This window comes from Mesorhizobium sp. M1A.T.Ca.IN.004.03.1.1 (assembly GCF_003997555.1).
GTDB lineage: Bacteria > Pseudomonadota > Alphaproteobacteria > Rhizobiales > Rhizobiaceae > Mesorhizobium.
Map to the genome: position 1 here is coordinate 27,286 of NZ_RZTV01000005.1, position 15,806 is coordinate 43,091.

At 64.3% G+C, this 15,806-nt stretch carries 14 protein-coding genes; 8 read left to right on the forward strand and 6 right to left on the reverse strand.

Annotation, left to right across the window (positions count from 1 at the left end; translation table 11 throughout):
* The first annotated feature begins 9 nt into the window (after positions 1 to 9).
* Positions 10 to 672, forward strand: coding sequence for a YggS family pyridoxal phosphate-dependent enzyme (locus EOD29_RS17105; protein WP_127247285.1), 663 nt, complete (start codon positions 10 to 12; stop codon positions 670 to 672).
* A gap of 266 nt (positions 673 to 938) precedes the next feature.
* Here EOD29_RS17105 and EOD29_RS17110 read toward each other — a convergent pair whose 3' ends face one another.
* The gene (locus EOD29_RS17110) at positions 939 to 1,211 is read right to left on the reverse strand and encodes an aspartate-semialdehyde dehydrogenase (RefSeq protein ID WP_067001506.1); all 273 of its coding nucleotides are present in this window, start codon (positions 1,209 to 1,211) and stop codon (positions 939 to 941) included.
* Positions 1,212 to 1,515: 304 nt separating this feature from the next.
* Here EOD29_RS17110 and acs point away from each other — a divergent pair, with 304 nt between their 5' ends.
* Entirely contained in the window at positions 1,516 to 3,471 is a 1,956-nt protein-coding gene (gene acs / locus EOD29_RS17115) for an acetate--CoA ligase (protein ID WP_095824161.1), read from the forward strand.
* A complete protein-coding gene (locus EOD29_RS17120; RefSeq protein ID WP_095799710.1) occupies positions 3,471 to 4,217 on the forward strand; it encodes an MOSC N-terminal beta barrel domain-containing protein in 747 nt (248 codons plus the stop codon). Before acs ends, EOD29_RS17120 begins: the two co-directional genes overlap by 1 nt.
* A 13-nt stretch (positions 4,218 to 4,230) precedes the next feature.
* On the opposite strand, the gene EOD29_RS17125 is transcribed toward EOD29_RS17120, so the two are convergent.
* The 4 genes from EOD29_RS17125 to EOD29_RS37875 form a co-directional block, all read right to left on the reverse strand.
* Positions 4,231 to 5,499: a cyclopropane-fatty-acyl-phospholipid synthase family protein gene (locus tag EOD29_RS17125; RefSeq protein ID WP_127247286.1), complete on the reverse strand. Its 1,269-nt coding sequence runs from the start codon at positions 5,497 to 5,499 to the stop codon at positions 4,231 to 4,233.
* A gap of 408 nt (positions 5,500 to 5,907) precedes the next feature.
* Positions 5,908 to 7,326, reverse strand: coding sequence for a pilus assembly protein (locus EOD29_RS17130; RefSeq protein WP_127247287.1), 1,419 nt, complete (start codon positions 7,324 to 7,326; stop codon positions 5,908 to 5,910).
* Between the two features lie 301 nt (positions 7,327 to 7,627).
* Positions 7,628 to 8,497 carry a transglutaminase family protein gene (locus EOD29_RS17135; RefSeq protein WP_127247288.1) on the reverse strand — a complete coding sequence of 290 codons (870 nt, stop codon included), beginning with the start codon at positions 8,495 to 8,497 and terminating at the stop codon, positions 7,628 to 7,630.
* Entirely contained in the window at positions 8,497 to 8,622 is a 126-nt protein-coding gene (locus EOD29_RS37875) for a hypothetical protein (RefSeq protein ID WP_278057108.1), read from the reverse strand. Before EOD29_RS37875 ends, EOD29_RS17135 begins: the two co-directional genes overlap by 1 nt.
* Positions 8,623 to 8,703: 81 nt before the next feature.
* On the opposite strand from EOD29_RS37875, the gene EOD29_RS17140 reads away from it, so the two are divergent.
* Complete coding sequence (locus tag EOD29_RS17140) at positions 8,704 to 9,369, forward strand: HAD-IA family hydrolase (RefSeq protein ID WP_067324943.1); 666 nt, start codon at positions 8,704 to 8,706, stop codon at positions 9,367 to 9,369.
* Between the two features lie 102 nt (positions 9,370 to 9,471).
* On the opposite strand, the gene EOD29_RS17145 is transcribed toward EOD29_RS17140, so the two are convergent.
* Entirely contained in the window at positions 9,472 to 9,681 is a 210-nt protein-coding gene (locus EOD29_RS17145; RefSeq protein ID WP_067324941.1) for a DUF1674 domain-containing protein, read from the reverse strand.
* A gap of 105 nt (positions 9,682 to 9,786) precedes the next feature.
* Between EOD29_RS17145 and htpX the strand changes: the two genes are divergently transcribed.
* The 4 genes from htpX (at position 9,787) to purH (ending at position 15,762) form a co-directional block, all read left to right on the forward strand.
* Positions 9,787 to 10,800: a zinc metalloprotease HtpX gene (gene htpX / locus EOD29_RS17150; RefSeq protein WP_127247289.1), complete on the forward strand. Its 1,014-nt coding sequence runs from the start codon at positions 9,787 to 9,789 to the stop codon at positions 10,798 to 10,800.
* Positions 10,791 to 12,176 (forward strand): RsmB/NOP family class I SAM-dependent RNA methyltransferase, encoded by a 1,386-nt coding sequence (locus tag EOD29_RS17155; protein ID WP_245475360.1) that lies wholly within the window; start codon positions 10,791 to 10,793, stop codon positions 12,174 to 12,176. Before htpX ends, EOD29_RS17155 begins: the two co-directional genes overlap by 10 nt.
* 148 nt (positions 12,177 to 12,324) lie before the next feature.
* Positions 12,325 to 14,049: a heparinase II/III family protein gene (locus EOD29_RS17160; protein WP_127247291.1), complete on the forward strand. Its 1,725-nt coding sequence runs from the start codon at positions 12,325 to 12,327 to the stop codon at positions 14,047 to 14,049.
* A gap of 96 nt (positions 14,050 to 14,145) precedes the next feature.
* Entirely contained in the window at positions 14,146 to 15,762 is a 1,617-nt protein-coding gene (gene purH, locus EOD29_RS17165; protein ID WP_127247292.1) for a bifunctional phosphoribosylaminoimidazolecarboxamide formyltransferase/IMP cyclohydrolase, read from the forward strand.
* The last annotated feature ends 44 nt before the right edge of the window (positions 15,763 to 15,806 follow it).

Here is a 15,806-nt window from a genome sequence, read left to right on the forward strand (position 1 = left end):
GATATGGACATGACGAGCCCCGTCGAACAGCTTCGCGCGGTCAAGGCGAAGATCGCAAGCGCCGAACGCGAGGCAAAGCGTGAGCCCGGCGCCGTCATGCTGGTTGCGGTCTCGAAGACCTTCGCGGCCGAAGATATCCGCCCGGTCATCGAGGCGGGCCAGCGTGTTTTCGGCGAGAACCGCGTGCAGGAAGCTCAAGGTAAATGGCCGGCGCTGAAAGCGGCGTTTCCCGACATCGAGCTGCACCTGATCGGGCCGCTGCAATCCAACAAGACGAAGGAAGCGGTGGCGCTTTTCGATGTCATCGAGACCGTCGATCGCGAGAAGATCGCCGCCGAGCTTGCCAAGGAGACCGCCAGACAAGGCCGGGCGCCGAAACTCTATGTCCAGGTCAACACCGGTTCCGAGCCGCAGAAGGCCGGCATCGAGCCGCGCGACGCGGTCGCCTTCGTCAAACGCTGCCGCGAGGTGCACGGCCTCGCCATTGAGGGCCTCATGTGCATCCCGCCGGCGGACGAGAATCCCGGTCCGCATTTCGCGCTTTTGGAAAAGATCGCCCGCGAGGCCGGCGTCGCAATGCTCTCGATGGGCATGTCCGGCGATTACGAGACCGCGATCGCCTTCGGCGCGACCAGCGTCAGGCTGGGCTCGGCGATCTTCGGCAGTCGCTAAGCGCCTCGACACCTCCGTAACGATCTTGTTACCGACCCGACAATGATAACGCTTTCGCCGGCGCTTGAAGCGAAGCGGGCCGTTCCTATTCCCCCGTCGTCATTCAGCTTGGCGGAACACGATGCTCGGGGCCACGTCATTACGGCCGTCCCTATCAGGGCAAGCGTGAACGTTTGCGATTAGCTGCAGCTCCTTGCTCCGCCCGGGGATAACGAGTGATGGGCGTTTCCGCCAAACGTCGGACGTCCAGAGAACCTCTGCGCCGCTCAGTGCAGCACGAACTCCCCGTCCACTTTCCGCCACTCGTTCGGCGCGATCAGCTTCTGGTGCGTGTACGTCACCGAATGCAGCGGGCCGTCGAGCTTGGTCTTCCAGAATTCGATGAAGCGGATCAGCACCGGAAACTCCGGCGCGATGTCGTAATCCTGCCAGATATAGCTTTGCAGCAGATGTGGATGGTCTGGGAAGTGATAAAGGATCTTGGCGGTGGTCAGCCCATAGCCGCTGAGCATCAAGTCCATTTCGAGATGATGGCGCATTGCCGTCCTCAGTTGATTCTCCTTTCCTCCCAACGCGAAACTCTGCGCCTCGTTGCTTAACCGTCTATTGATTTTCGCATATCAGACCCAAGTTTTCCATCGAAAAAACAGACGGTTAGCAGCCCTTGGGCGAGAGTGCTGACAGGCGTTTTCACTTGCCCCTGCGTCATCCCGCCGCGCGAATCCAACGTCTAATATTGCCGTCACGGCGGAACTGTTAATAATGCCGCGAATTCACGGCTGCTTCGCCGTGATGCCGTCGGCACATCAAGCCGGCGGAACGGTTTCGGAGGAAAGCTAGAAAATGTCCGATGTCCATGTCCACCGCGTCCAGCCGGCGTGGAAGAAAAACGCGCTGATCGACAACGACACCTATCTCAAATGGTATGCCGACAGCGTGAAGAACCCGGACAAGTTTTGGGGCAAGCACGGCAAGCGCATCGACTGGTTCAAGCCCTTCACCAAGGTCAAGAACACTTCCTTCGACGGCAAGGTCTCGATCAAGTGGTTCGAGGACGGCCAGACCAACGTTTCCTACAACTGCATCGACCGGCATCTGAAGAAGCGCGGCAACCAGACCGCCATCATCTGGGAAGGCGACAACCCTTACGATGACAGGAAGATCACCTACAACGAGCTCTATGCGCATGTCTGCCGCTTCGCCAATGTCCTGAAGAAGCACGGCGTCAAGAAGGGCGACCGCGTCACCATCTACATGCCGATGATCCCGGAAACGGCTTACGCGATGCTTGCCTGCACGCGTATCGGCGCGATCCATTCGGTCGTCTTCGGCGGCTTCTCGCCCGATGCGCTGGCCGGCCGCATCGACGACTGCAAGTCGACCATCGTCATCACCGCCGACGAGGGCCTGCGCGGCGGCAAGCCGATTGCGCTGAAGGACAACACCGACAAGGCCATCGACATCGCCGCCAAGGCCGGCACCAAGGTGGAAAAAGTGGTGGTGGTGCGACGCACCGGCGGCAAGACCGGCTGGGTGCCGGGCCGCGACGTCTGGTACCATGACGAGGCCGCGACCGTTAAGGCCGACTGCAAACCCGAGAAGATGAAGGCGGAGGACCCGTTGTTTATCCTCTACACCTCGGGCTCGACCGGCAAGCCGAAAGGCGTGCTGCACACCACCGCCGGCTATCTCGTCTATGTTTCGATGACGCACCAGTATGTCTTCGATTACCATGACGGCGACATCTACTGGTGCACCGCCGATGTCGGCTGGGTCACCGGCCACAGCTACATCGTCTATGGCCCTTTGGCCAACGGCGCCACGACGCTGATGTTCGAGGGCGTGCCGAACTATCCGTCGCAGTCGCGCTTCTGGGAAGTCGTCGACAAGCACCAGGTCAACATCTTCTACACCGCGCCGACGGCGCTGCGCGCCCTGATGGGCGCCGGCGATTCCCATGTGAAGAAGACCTCGCGCAAGTCGCTGCGCGTGCTGGGCACGGTCGGCGAGCCGATCAATCCGGAAGCCTGGGAGTGGTATTTCAACGTCGTCGGCAACGCCAAGGTGCCGATCGTCGACACATGGTGGCAGACCGAGACCGGCGGCATCCTGATCACGCCGCTGCCGGGCGCCACCGACCTTAAGGCCGGCTCGGCGACACGGCCCTTCTTCGGCGTCAAGCCGCAGCTGGTCGATGGCGAAGGCAAGGTGCTGGAAGGCGCGGCCGACGGCAATCTCTGCATCACCGATTCCTGGCCCGGCCAGATGCGCACCGTCTATGGCGATCATGACCGTTTCGTGCAGACCTATTTCTCGACTTACAAGGGCAAATACTTCACCGGCGACGGCTGCCGCCGTGACGCCGACGGCTACTACTGGATCACCGGCCGCGTCGACGACGTCATCAACGTTTCAGGCCACCGCATGGGCACGGCGGAAGTTGAATCGGCGCTGGTCAGCCACGACAAGGTCTCGGAAGCCGCCGTCGTCGGCTATCCGCACGATATCAAGGGTCAGGGAATCTACTGCTACGTCACGCTGATGTCCGGCACGACGTCGAGCGAGGATCTGCGCAAGGAGCTTGTCGCCCATGTCCGCAAGGAGATCGGCGCCATCGCAACGCCCGACAAGATCCAGTTCGCGCCGGGCCTGCCCAAGACCCGTTCAGGCAAGATCATGCGGCGCATCCTGCGCAAGATCGCCGAGGACGATTACGGCGCGCTCGGCGACACCTCGACGCTCGCCGATCCGGCCGTGGTCGACGATCTCGTTGCCAACCGGCAGAATAAAAGGGCCTGATGAACGCGCAGTCCGCACTCGGCACCGTCAGCCAGCTATGGCGCTATCCGGCGAGCTCGCTCGCCGGCGAGCGGCTGGACACCATCTCCGTCGGCACGTCGACTGTCGACGGCGACCGGCTGTTCGGCCTGGTCGATGCCTCGGATGGCGAGATCGCCAGGCCGGACCGCGGACCGAAATGGCACAAGGTGCCGCTGATCCGCACCCGGCTGACCGAAGACCGCCGGCTCGAAGTGGCTGTGCCCGGCGGCGACTGGCTGCCGGCGCCCGACCCGGAAAGCGACCGGGTTCTTTCCGGATTTCTTGGCTTCGACGCCTCGATCCGGCCTTACTTCCGCGAGCACGCGCCGGGCTATGCCGGCTCGCTGACGGCCGAGCGATACAGCAGGACGCCGATCCATCTGCTCACCACCGCCTCGCTGGCGCGGCTGAAGGCGCTGCATCCGCAAGGCGTGCCAGATTCGCGCCGCTTTCGCCCCAACATCGTCGTCGACATGGAGCCGGTGGAAGGCTCCTTCCCGGAGACGGAATGGCTCGGCCGCAAGCTCGCGATCGGCGATCTGCTGCTCACGATCTCCGAGCCCTGCCGCCGCTGCGGCTTCACCATCATCGCCCAGGACGGCTTCGACAACGACCCCGGCATCCTGCGCAACCTGGTCCGCTACAACGCCCACAATATCGGCGTTTATTGCACCGTCGACCGGCCGGCACGCGTCGAGATCGGCGCGGAGGTGCGGTTCGCCTGACCCGCCTTTGTCCCTACCGATACAAATCCTCACGCGTCGGCGGCAGGCCGCTTGGTCCGCGCGCGCGCTTGGTGGCGACCGTCTGGAAAATCTGCGCCGAGGCGCGTTCGAAGGCGATCGAGCAGCCGGTGAGATAGAGCAGCCATAGCCGAGCTTTCGCCTCGCCGACCTCGGCGATCGCCTCGTCGAAGCGCGCATGGAGACGCTCGGCCCACAGCCGGCAGGTGCGCTGATAATGCTCGCGAAGGTTCTCGACATCATGGACGAGGAAGCCACGCGCCTCGAGATTGCCGAGCGTCATGCCGATCGTGTCGAGCTCTCCACCTGGGAAGATGTATTTGATCAGCGCCTTGTATTCCGGACCCTTGCGCAACGTCTTGCGGATGTCGCCCTTGCTGCGCCTGGTGATGGCGTGGTGCAGATAGACGCCGCCGGGCTTGAGCAGACGATGGACGGCCGAAAAGTAGGCGTCGTGATTGGCGATACCCAGATGCTCGAACATGCCGATGGACGATATCTTGTCGAACGTGCCGGAGAGCTCGGCGTAGGATTTGATCTCGATGGTGATACGGTCCTCGAGACCCTCGGCGCGGATGCGCTCGCGGGCAAGCTCCGTCTGGGCCCGCGACAGCGAGACGCCATGGCCGACGACGCCGTAATGCTTCGCCGCATGGATCAGCATCGCGCCCCAGCCGCAGCCGATGTCGAGCAGCCTTTCGCCGGGCTTCAGCCTGAGTTTGCGGCAGATATGGTCGAGCTTGTCGACTTGCGCCTGGTCGATGCCGTTGGCGAAATCCTTGAAATAGCCGCAGCTATAGACCATGCGCTCGTCAAGGAAGAGCCGGTAGAAGGCATTCGAGATGTCGTAGTGATGCTGGATCGCTTCCTTGTTCGACCCGCTGACATAAGGGTTGCGGCCGGAGAGGTCGCTGCGCGCCGTCATCTGTTTTCGCGAGAACAGCACTACCGGGAGGTCGCGCAGGATCTCCAGCTTGGGCAATGATCTGAGCTTCGTCTTGAGCCTGCCCTGCGAGGGCACGGCGTAGAAGTCGAACAGCGTGCCCTCTTCGATGTCGACGGTCTTGGAAATCCACATCTCGACAAGCGTCGAGAAGGCAGGACGCCGCACCAGTTGCCAGACGATGTCCTGATCGTTGATGGCAAGCACCGGACCGCCGGCGGGCCCGATCCGCTCGCCGGTCCAAAGCCTGACCGCAAAACCCGGCTTCAACGTCTCGACGACCCTGCGTACGATCCGCGCGGCTCTGTCGGCGGCGTCCATTCCCACCTCCCAATAGGCGAACCCCGCCCTCGAGCGCCACTGTCGTCCACCGGCCCGTCGACCGCAATCCCGATCTGTTGCGCAAAAGCATCGCGCGAGGATGATCCTCGCCCGATGCACGGCCATTCCGTAGCGTCATCTTGTGTTTTGCCGCGACGCACCCCATCATTTGGCTGTGTTCAACAAACCGAAAGGAGGTGATCCGATGTCGAGTGATTTCGTTTTCCATAACGTGAGCTCAGCGGATTGCACTTCCGGGAAGCAGTCTTCCCGTTAAGGCGCGAGACGCGCGGCAGGTGACCCGAAGGGGTCGCCGCCAGGAGCCGCGTCATGGACGGAAACACGGAAGGCCGCCTGCTTCGTCAAGAAGCGGCGGCCTTTTCCTTTTCTCGCGGCCTGCCCTGTGGGTCAGCGATTGATGGTGAGCTTCTCGATATTGCGGGTGATCTGATCGAAGGCATCTGACAGTTCGGTGCCCGTGGCGGCCTCGTAAAAATGCTTCAGCGACGACGTGTCGTCGGTCGCACAGTCCTTCAATACGGATCTCGCTTGATCCCTCTCGGTCGTCGTCATCGACGGATCGTTGAGATCGAAGCCGATGGTGAAAACCTCTATGCCGTCGTGCTTCATATTCTCGCAAATGGCTTCGGCATTGGCGCGCGACCTCCGGCCCTCGTCGTCGGACGCGGACGTGCCGCGCCCGCGGGCAAAGGCGGTGTTGAACTGGCCATCCGTCATCAGGATGGCGATCTTTGCCACTTTCTTCGGATCGAAATTCGCCGGACCAGCGCCCAGGCGGGCATCGGCGATGGCCGAACGCCAGGACGGCGAAAGCATGTAATAGCCCCATTGCGCGGCAATCCCACCTGCCGTCACGCCCGCAGCTTGGAAATGACCGATGGCCGTGAGCAGCGTGTTCTGATCGGCCGTCAGCGGAACCAGCGCCGCGGATGGACACACTTTCATGCGGTAGTCGCGGTTGACCTTGGCCTGATAGGTCCTGCCATTGTTGTCCTGCCGCAGCGTATACGGGCCATCCGACGAATAATCGGCATAGCCGTCCTTGTCCTTGCGCTCGGTGGCGCATTTGTCAGGCGCGGTCGTCACGGAAACGGCAAGCGGCGCATCGATCGGCGGCGGCAGCTTCGGTCCGGCCGACGTCTCGACGAAGACGGTGTCGGCGAGGCCGCCAGTGTTGACGGCCTCGGCATAGGGGACGATCGCCACCCGGACCCGAGGCTCGCTGGGATCCCGGTTCTGTCCCAGGAGATCCTTGACCGTCTGCGACGCGGCCGCCTGCAGGTCGCCGATCTTATTGGTCTTGGCGCGCTTGTTGGCCGCCATGGAGCCGGTGATGTCGAGCATCAGCGCCACCTCGATCTTCTTGTCTGAATAGAGCGCGGTGGTCGAGGCGCCGACACGCTGCATATCGCCAACGCTGAACAGCGGAAAATAGAGGCCGACATCGGCATGCGCATTCACCTGCACGGTCTTCGATGTCCTGTCGATGGTGAGCTTGTCGAGCACGATCTGTTTGGCCTGCAGGATGCCGGCCGCGCTGTTGGCGTCGAGAAATGCCTGTACCGACGCGTCGGCATCGGCTTCCTTGATGACACCAAGGGTGAGATCGCGTGCCGTCGAGGTCACAGCGGCATCGACGACGCTCTGCAGACTCGATCTCGCATTGTAGACCTGCGCGATATTGACTGCGAATCCCACCCCCAGCGCCAGCACCGATGCGGCAGCCCCAAACAGAACCGCGAAATTGCCTCCGCGATCCCGCGCAAAGCCGTCCACCCCACAAACGAGACCTTTCAACTGCCGCATCCTCACCCCCGCCTGCTGCGGCTTCGGTGCCGCTCAACGGAAGCGCTGCAGGACTTCGGCCAGACACGGCCACCCTTCTGTTCGAAAGCGCGGAGCGACAGCTAACTCATTGTTTCTGCTGGAACACGGCAGACAGGAAGGTGAATGGCGGGTAAATGGAAACGCAATAGGGAAATGCCGTTCATAAAGCGCTTACCATGAGTGGCGGAGCCATTGCGGCCCTTCCCGCTTCGGCACAGTGCGCCCTGTGCCAAAGCGGGTCAGCGCTGGTGCTGGCGCCGCAGTGAAACAGCCGCCTGGCTTACGCGAGCATCTGGGCGCTCGCGGTCCTGTCGATGCCGTGATGCGGCGGCTTGAACAGGTTGCCTTGCTGCTCATAGGTCCACACCTTGAACAGGGTAAGCCGATGCGGGCCGAAGCTGTGCAGCAGCGGCACGTCGGTGGCGTCGCGGCCGCGCGCGATCACGACGCGGCCGATCCTTGGACGATTGTGGCGCGGATCGAACGCGTACCATTTCCCGTCGAGGAACACTTCCATCCAGGCTGAGAAATCCATCGGCGCCGGATCGGCCGGCACGCCGATGTCGCCGAGATAGCCGTTCACATAGCGCGCTGGAATGTTCATCGCGCGGCAGAGCGCGATCGCGAGATGCGCGAAGTCGCGGCAAACGCCGACGCGCTCCTCATGCGCCTGCGCCGCCGTGCGGGTGGCGCGGGCATAGCCGTAGCCGAACGAAAGCCGGCTATGGACATAGTCGACGATCGCCTGCGCGCGCGCCCAGCCGGGCGGCAGGTGGCCGAACAGCTCCCAGGCGAGGTTGCTGAGGTGATCGGTTTCGCAATAGCGGCTGCCGAGCAGGTAGACGAGCACCTCGTCCGGCAGCTCCGCCACCGGCATTTCGCGCGCCAGCGTGTTGATCTCGTCGGCCTCGCCGCTGTCCTCGACCACCCCATCAAAGAGGATGCGAAAACCGCCGGCCGGCGCCGTGAAGCGGCGGCAGATATTGCCATGGCAGTCGCGATAGGTGGTCGTCGGCACCGAAGGCGAGGTGAGAAAGCGAGTCTGCCGCTTGATGTCGGCATGGCGATCCGGGTGGATGTCGAGAAGCGCGATGATCGGCGTCGCGGCATCGCATTCGATGGCGATTTCGTAGCCGAGCCTGATCAGCATCACTTCCCCTTGTTGGTGGTCTTGCCCTTGTTGGTGGTCTTGCCCTTGTTGGTGGTCTTGCAAGACTGGTTGGAGAACGCCGCAATGAGGAGCGTTGTTCCGGCGGCGAGTCGAAATGCCGGCATGCGCCTTTGCAGGCTCCGCTTCGGAGGTTAGGATAGCGGTGCGTTTCGCGCTCCCCGAAAACGATTCCCCCAGGATATCCGATGTTCCCAGGCAGAAAGTTCGCCGCTTTCCTTTTCGACATGGACGGCACGGTCCTCAATTCGATCGCCGCGGCGGAACGCGTGTGGACCAAGTGGGCTCGCCGTCACGGCCTCGACGTCGCGAGCTTCCTGCCGACTATCCACGGCAAGCGCGCGATCGAGACCATAGCCGCGCTGAAGCTTCCCGGCGTCGATCCCGTCGTGGAAGCCGATGCGCTGCTCGAGGCCGAGGCGGCCGACCTCGAGGGCATCGTTCCGATTCCGGGTGCTGTGGCGTTTCTCAAGTCGCTGCCGCCGGAGCGCTGGGCGGTCGTCACCTCGGCGCCGCGGGAACTCGCGCTGCTGCGTATGGCGGCGGCCGGCATTCCGGTGCCCGCCATCATGGTCTCGGCCGAGGACGTCACCCGCGGCAAGCCGGCGCCCGACTGTTTTCTTTTGGCGGCAAAGCGTCTCGGCGTCGAGGCGCGCGATTGCCTCGTCTTCGAGGATGCCCCGGCCGGCATCGCCGCGGGCGAAGCCTCCGGCGCCTCGGTCATGGTGATCAGCGCCACGCATGTCCATCCGGTCGTGACGCAGCACGCCAGCATCGCCACCTACGATGCGCTCGGCGTCGCCACCGACGACGATGGCTGGATGATCATCGAGCCGCAGCGCGACGCGGCCTGATGCATGTCGCGGTGTGCAGCGGTTTTGCGAAGACGACAGCACGAACAATGACTTAAAGCGCGTCGCCTGAATCCGCTTCAGCGCGACGCGCCTTGAGTGTCATTAAAAATCAGTGGCCAGACCCTTCACCTCCCAGTCGCCGTAGCGCCCGGGTTCCTTGCCGCCGCGTCCGCCGAACTCTTTCGGCAGGCGGGCTTCCGCCTCGCGGTATGCCTTCCGCCTGGCTTCCGCTTCCGCCAATGCGCGTTGCGCCTCAGGCGACAGCGTCCTTTGCGGCTTGGCGCCTTCGGTTTTGTTGGGTTGATCGGTCATGCGATGCTTCCTGCCGATTGAAACGGGGACCGGCCTTTCCCATCATATAGCCATGACAATGGCAGGATCGACCCCTATTCGCCACCACGCCAGACGGAAGAGACGATGAATACGCTTCGCACCGCCATGCTCCTTGCTGCGATGACCGCGCTGTTCATGGGCGTCGGCTTTCTGATCGGCGGCACCGGCGGCATGGTGATCGCCTTGCTGTTGGCCGCCGGCATGAACCTGTTCAGCTACTGGAATGCCGACAAGATGGTGCTGTCGATGAACCGCGCCATCGAGGTCGACGAGAGGAACGCTCCCGAATATTATGCGATCGTTGAGGCGCTGGCCAAGCAGGCCGGCCTGCCGATGCCGAAGACCTATCTGATCGACAGTCCGCAGCCGAACGCCTTCGCCACTGGCCGCAATCCCGAAAACGCCGCTGTAGCCGCATCGACCGGCCTGCTGGAGCGGCTCAGCCACGAAGAGGTCGCGGCGGTGATGGCGCATGAACTCGCCCATGTGCAGCATCGCGACACGCTTACCATGACGATTGTCGCGACGCTTGCCGGCGCGATCTCGATGCTCGGCAATTTCGCCTTCTTCTTCGGCGGCAGCCGCGAAAACAACAATCCGCTGGGCTTCGTCGGCGTGCTTGTCGCCATGCTCGTTGCGCCCTTTGCCGCCATGATCGTGCAAATGGCGGTGAGCCGCACCCGCGAATACGAGGCCGACCGGCGCGGCGCCGAAATTTGCGGAAATCCGTTGTGGCTCGCCTCGGCGCTCGACAAGATCGCGCGCGGCGCCGAGCGCATTCCCAATCCGGATGCCGAGCGAAATCCGGCGATGGCACATCTGTTCATCATCAATCCGTTGCACGGTGAGCGCATGGACAATCTGTTCTCGACCCACCCGAGCACAGAGAACCGCATCGCCGCCCTGCAGCAGATGGCGCGCGAGATGAGCGGTGCCGCCCAAGCCGCGCGGCGCGAAGCCCCTGCGCCAGGCCAGCCGGACGAGCCGCAGGCAGGACCATGGAGCCAGCCGGCCGAGCCGGAGCGGCCGAAGCCCAATCCCTGGGGTCGCAACCCGACCGGCCCCCGCGGCACAGGATCCAAAGGTCCGTGGTCGTGAACGGAGCGAAGCGCCGACCGCAAACCCAAGGCAGAGGTGACGCAAGTGCGAGCGAAACGGTCGCCGGCCTCGCGGCGCGCAAGGCGGCCGCCCGCCTGCTTGCCGCCGTCATCGATGCCCATACCCCGCTCGACGGCCTGACCGACAACGAGCACGGCCACCCGCAATACAAGGCGCTCGACCAGCGCGACCGCGCATTGGTGCGCGCCATTCTGGTCACGGCGCTGCGCCACCGCATGACCATTGCCGGACTGCTTGCAAGGCGTCTGGAAAGGCCGTTGCCGGCCAACGCCACCGTGCTCTCGCACATCCTGCACGTGGCCGCCGCGCAGATCCTGTTTCTCGACATTCCCGACAGCGCCGCCGTCGACCTCGCCGTCACCCACGCCAAGTCCGACCCACGCACGCTGCGTTTCTCCGGTCTCGTCAACGGCGTGCTGCGCTCGCTGGCGCGTGCCAAGGGCGCCGAGCTGGCGCCGACGCTCGCCGCGACGACCGAGGCGCCCCAGTGGTTCGCAGACCGACTGGCCACAGCCTATGGCGCCGCCAGGGCGGAGGCCATTCTTGCCGCCCATCGCCATGAGGCTCCGGTCGATTTCACCGTTAAAACCGACCCTTCGCTCTGGGCGGAGAAGCTGGGCGGCATCGTGCTGCCGACCGGCACGGTGCGCGTCGAGAAGCTGCAGACCGGCGTCACCGATCTGCCCGGCTTCGCCGACGGCGCCTGGTGGGTGCAGGATGCGGCGGCAGCCCTGCCCGCGCGCCTTTTCCGCGACATCAAGGGACAACGCATCGCCGATCTTTGCGCCGCGCCCGGCGGCAAGACGGCCCAGCTGATCCTCGCCGGCGCGAACGTCACCGCCGTCGACAGTTCAAAGAACCGGCTGGCCAGGCTGGGTGAGAACCTAAAACGCCTCGGCCTTTCGGCCGAACTGGCGCACACCGACCTGCTCGACTACCGGCCGGCGGAGCCGTTCGACGCCGTGCTGCTCGACGCGCCCTGCTCCTCGACCGGCACCGTGCGCCGGCATCCCGACGTGCCGTGGACAAAAAACATAGCCGATGTCGAGAAGCTCGCCACGCTGCAGCGGCGCCTGCTCGCTCACGCCGTCACTCTCGTCAAACCGGGCGGACGGCTCGTCTTTTCCAATTGTTCGCTCGACCCGATCGAGGGCGAGGAGCTTTATCGCGTCTTCCTTGCCGGAACTCGCGGCGTGATCGCCGATCCGATCCAAGCGGGTGAATTCGCCGGCCTCGATCCCTTCCTCACGCCCGATGGCACGCTGCGCACCACCCCCGCCGATTTGGTGCTGAATTCACCGGGGGTTTCGGGGCTCGACGGCTTCTTTGCCGCCCGGATGAGAAGGACGATTTAGGACGTTATTGCATAAATCTTGCCGACTTTTTTAGCGATGCCCAGGTCATGGCCGCGTGAAGGGGTTCACTTCGTGGAAATCCGCCTTCGCATAAGTTCTTGAATCATATAAGCTTGTGCTTAGGGGCTGACGACTATCAGGAGGGGTTTTGGCACTTGCTGCCGGCAGCACGACGCGTCTTTGGACGCTTGTCGCGAGGGAGTTCTGGCGCAAAACGCGCCGCCGCCTTCGTGCCGGTCCTATCTATCGCTGGCGTTATTCCGGCCGCACGCCCGAGCGCGTCCTCATCGCGCCGCCAGATCTGAGGCTTGCCGACCCGCAGATCGCGCTCGAAATCTACTATGGCCGCTATCCGCTGTCCGGCCACATGGTCGAGACCGGCGGCAAATCGCCTTTCCAGATCAATGTGCCCAACCGCGGCTGGCAAAAGTCGCTGCACGGCTTCCGCTGGCTGCGCCATATGCGCGCCGCAGGCACCGAGCTCGCCGCCGCCAACGCTCGCGCCCTGGTCTCGGACTGGATCGTCATGCACGGCAACCAGATATCGGGCGTTGCCTGGGAGCCTGGCACGACAGCCAAGCGGGTGATTGCCTGGCTCCAGCATTCCTCGGTCGTGCTGCAAGGCGCCGAATTCCCGTTCTACCGCGCCTTCCTCAAATCGCTCGCCATGCAGATCCGCTATCTCAGATCGATGGCGCGCGAGATGCCGGACGGCAAGGACAGGCTGCGCGCTCGCATCGCGCTCGCCTTCTCCACCCTGTCGCTGCCCGCGCCGGCCTCGGCGCTGCGCGCCGCCACGCGCAACCTGGCCGAGGAGCTCGACCACCAGATCCTGCCGGACGGCGGTCACATCTCGCGCAACCCGATGACGGTGCTGGAATTGCTCGCCGACCTTCTGCCGTTGCGCCAGACCTATGCCAACCAGGCGGAGGCGCCGCCGCCGGCGCTGATCAACGCCATCGACCGCATGCTGCCGGCGCTGCGCTTCTTCCGCCACCAGGACGGCAGCCTTGCCCGCTTCAACGGCATGGGCGCCACCATCCACGATCGCATCGCCACCATCCTGCGTCATGACGACACGGTCGGCGCGCCGCTGCTGCACGCGCCCCATTCCGGCTATGAGCGCCTGTCGATGGGCGGCGTCACGGTGATCGCCGACACCGGCCTGCCGCCGCCTGTCGACATCTCCAACGCGGCGCATGCCGGCTGCCTCGCTTTCGAGCTTTCTTCCGGGCGCCAGCATTTCATCGTCAACGCAGGCATCGATACCTATGGCGCGGCCGAATTCCGGCCGCTCGCCCGCGCCACCGCCGCGCATTCGACAGCCACCGTCAACGACACGTCCTCGGCGCGCTTCAGTCACTCGTTGCGGGTCAGCGACCTGCTCGGCTCGCCGCTGATCGGCGGCCCGCAGCATGTGCCCTGCAAGCGCATCGACCAGAAGGGTGTGCAGGGCTTTGTCGCGCGCCACGACGGCTATGCCGCGCGCTTCGGCTTGCTGCACGAGCGGGAGCTGAAGCTGGCGGAGAACGGCAATGTGCTGACCGGCCGCGACCGCTTCCTTCGCCCCGGAGGTGCGGCGATCCGCAACAATGGCCGCGACTTCGTCACCGTGCGCTTCCATATCCATCCCGACATCGGCCTGCTGCACGACGAGCAGGGCCGCCTGACCCTGGCGGCCTCCCAGGGCGACACCTGGGTGTTCACTTGTGCCGAAGTGGCGCCGGAAATCGAGGAATCGATCTATTTCGCCGGGCTCGGCGGACCGCGCCGCAGCCGGCAGATCGTGCTTGCCTTCAAGGCCTCGGAGATCGCCGAGGTGCACTGGCAGCTGACGCGCGCCGCCGTCGCCGGCTATCCCGAGAACAACTGATTCGCGGCCAAGGAACCCGAGTTGCGCGCTTGATTTCCGAGCCTCATATGCTACGGCCCGCGAACGTTCCCAACCAGCCTTGAAAGGCCGCCAGCCATGGCCGTCCCCGCCAAGAACATTCCGGCGCCCGACCTCGTTCCGATTCGCCGCGCGCTGCTTTCCGTTTTCGACAAGACCGGTTTGATCGACTTTGCCAAAGCCCTTGCCGCCGCCGGCGTCGAGCTGGTCTCCACCGGCGGCACCGCGAAGGAGATCGCCGCGGCCGGCCTTGCCGTGCGCGATGTTTCGGAGCTGACCGGCTTTCCCGAGATCATGGACGGCCGCGTCAAGACCTTGCATCCCTCAGTGCATGGCGCCCTGCTCGGCGTGCGCGACGACCCAGAGCACGCGAAAGCGATGCACGACCACCACATCCAGCCGATCGACCTCGTCGTGTCCAACCTCTACCCGTTCGAGGAGGTCCGCCGCTCCGGCGCCGGCTACGCCTCGATCGTGGAAAACATCGACATCGGCGGCCCGGCGATGATCCGCGCCTCGGCCAAGAACCACGCCTATGTCGCCATCGTCACCGACCCTGCCGACTATGCCTCGGTGCTCAACGCGCTCGAGATGAATCTCGGCTCGCTGTCGCTCGATTTCCGCAAGAAGCTGGCGGCGAAGGCCTTTGCCCGCACCGCGACCTACGATGCGGCGATCTCCGGCTGGTTTGCCGACACGCTCGAAATCGAGCATCCGACCTGGCGCGCCTTTGGCGGCAGTCTCGACCAGGTGATGCGCTATGGCGAGAACCCGCATCAGGGCGCCGGCTTCTATCTCTCCGGCGACAAGCGCCCGGGCGTCGCGACCGCCAGGCAGCTGCAGGGCAAGCAGCTTTCCTACAACAACATCAACGATACCGACGCCGCCTTCGAGCTGGTCGGTGAATTCGATCCGACCCGGTCAGCGGCGATAGCCATCATCAAGCACGCCAACCCGTGTGGTGTGGCCGAGGGCGCGACGCTGAAGGCGGCTTACGCCAAGGCGCTGGCCTGCGATCCGGTCTCGGCCTATGGCGGCATCGTCGCCATGAACCGCATGCTCGACGCCGAGGCAGCGGAAGAGATCGTGAAGACCTTCACCGAGGTCATCATCGCGCCCGATGCCACCGATGAGGCCGCGGCGATCATAGCGGCGAAGAAGAACTTGCGCCTTCTGGTCACCGGCGGTCTGCCCGACCCGCGCGCCGCCGGCACGGTCGCCAAATCGGTCGCCGGCGGGCTGTTGGTGCAAAGCCGGGACAATGCGGTGGTCGACGACCTCGAGCTCAAGGTGGTGACGAAACGCGCGCCGACTCCGGCCGAGATGGCCGACCTTAAATTTGCCTTCCGCGTCGCCAAGCACGTCAAGTCGAACGCCATCGTCTACGTCAAGGAGGGCTCGACCGTCGGCATCGGCGCCGGCCAGATGAGCCGCGTCGATTCCTCGCGCATCGCCGCCCGCAAGGCGCTCGACGCTGCCGAGGCGGCTGGCCTGGCCGAGCCGCTGACCCGGGGTTCGGTCGTCGCTTCCGACGCCTTCTTCCCCTTCGCCGACGGCCTGCTGTCGGCCATCGAGGCCGGCGCCACGGCCGTGATCCAGCCCGGCGGTTCGATGCGCGACGAGGACGTGATCGCCGCCGCCGACGAGCACGGCATCGCCATGGTGTTCACCGGCGTGCGGCATTTCAGGCATTGAGGGCCCTTCTTCCCTTCTCCCCTTGTGGGAGAAGGTGGATCGGC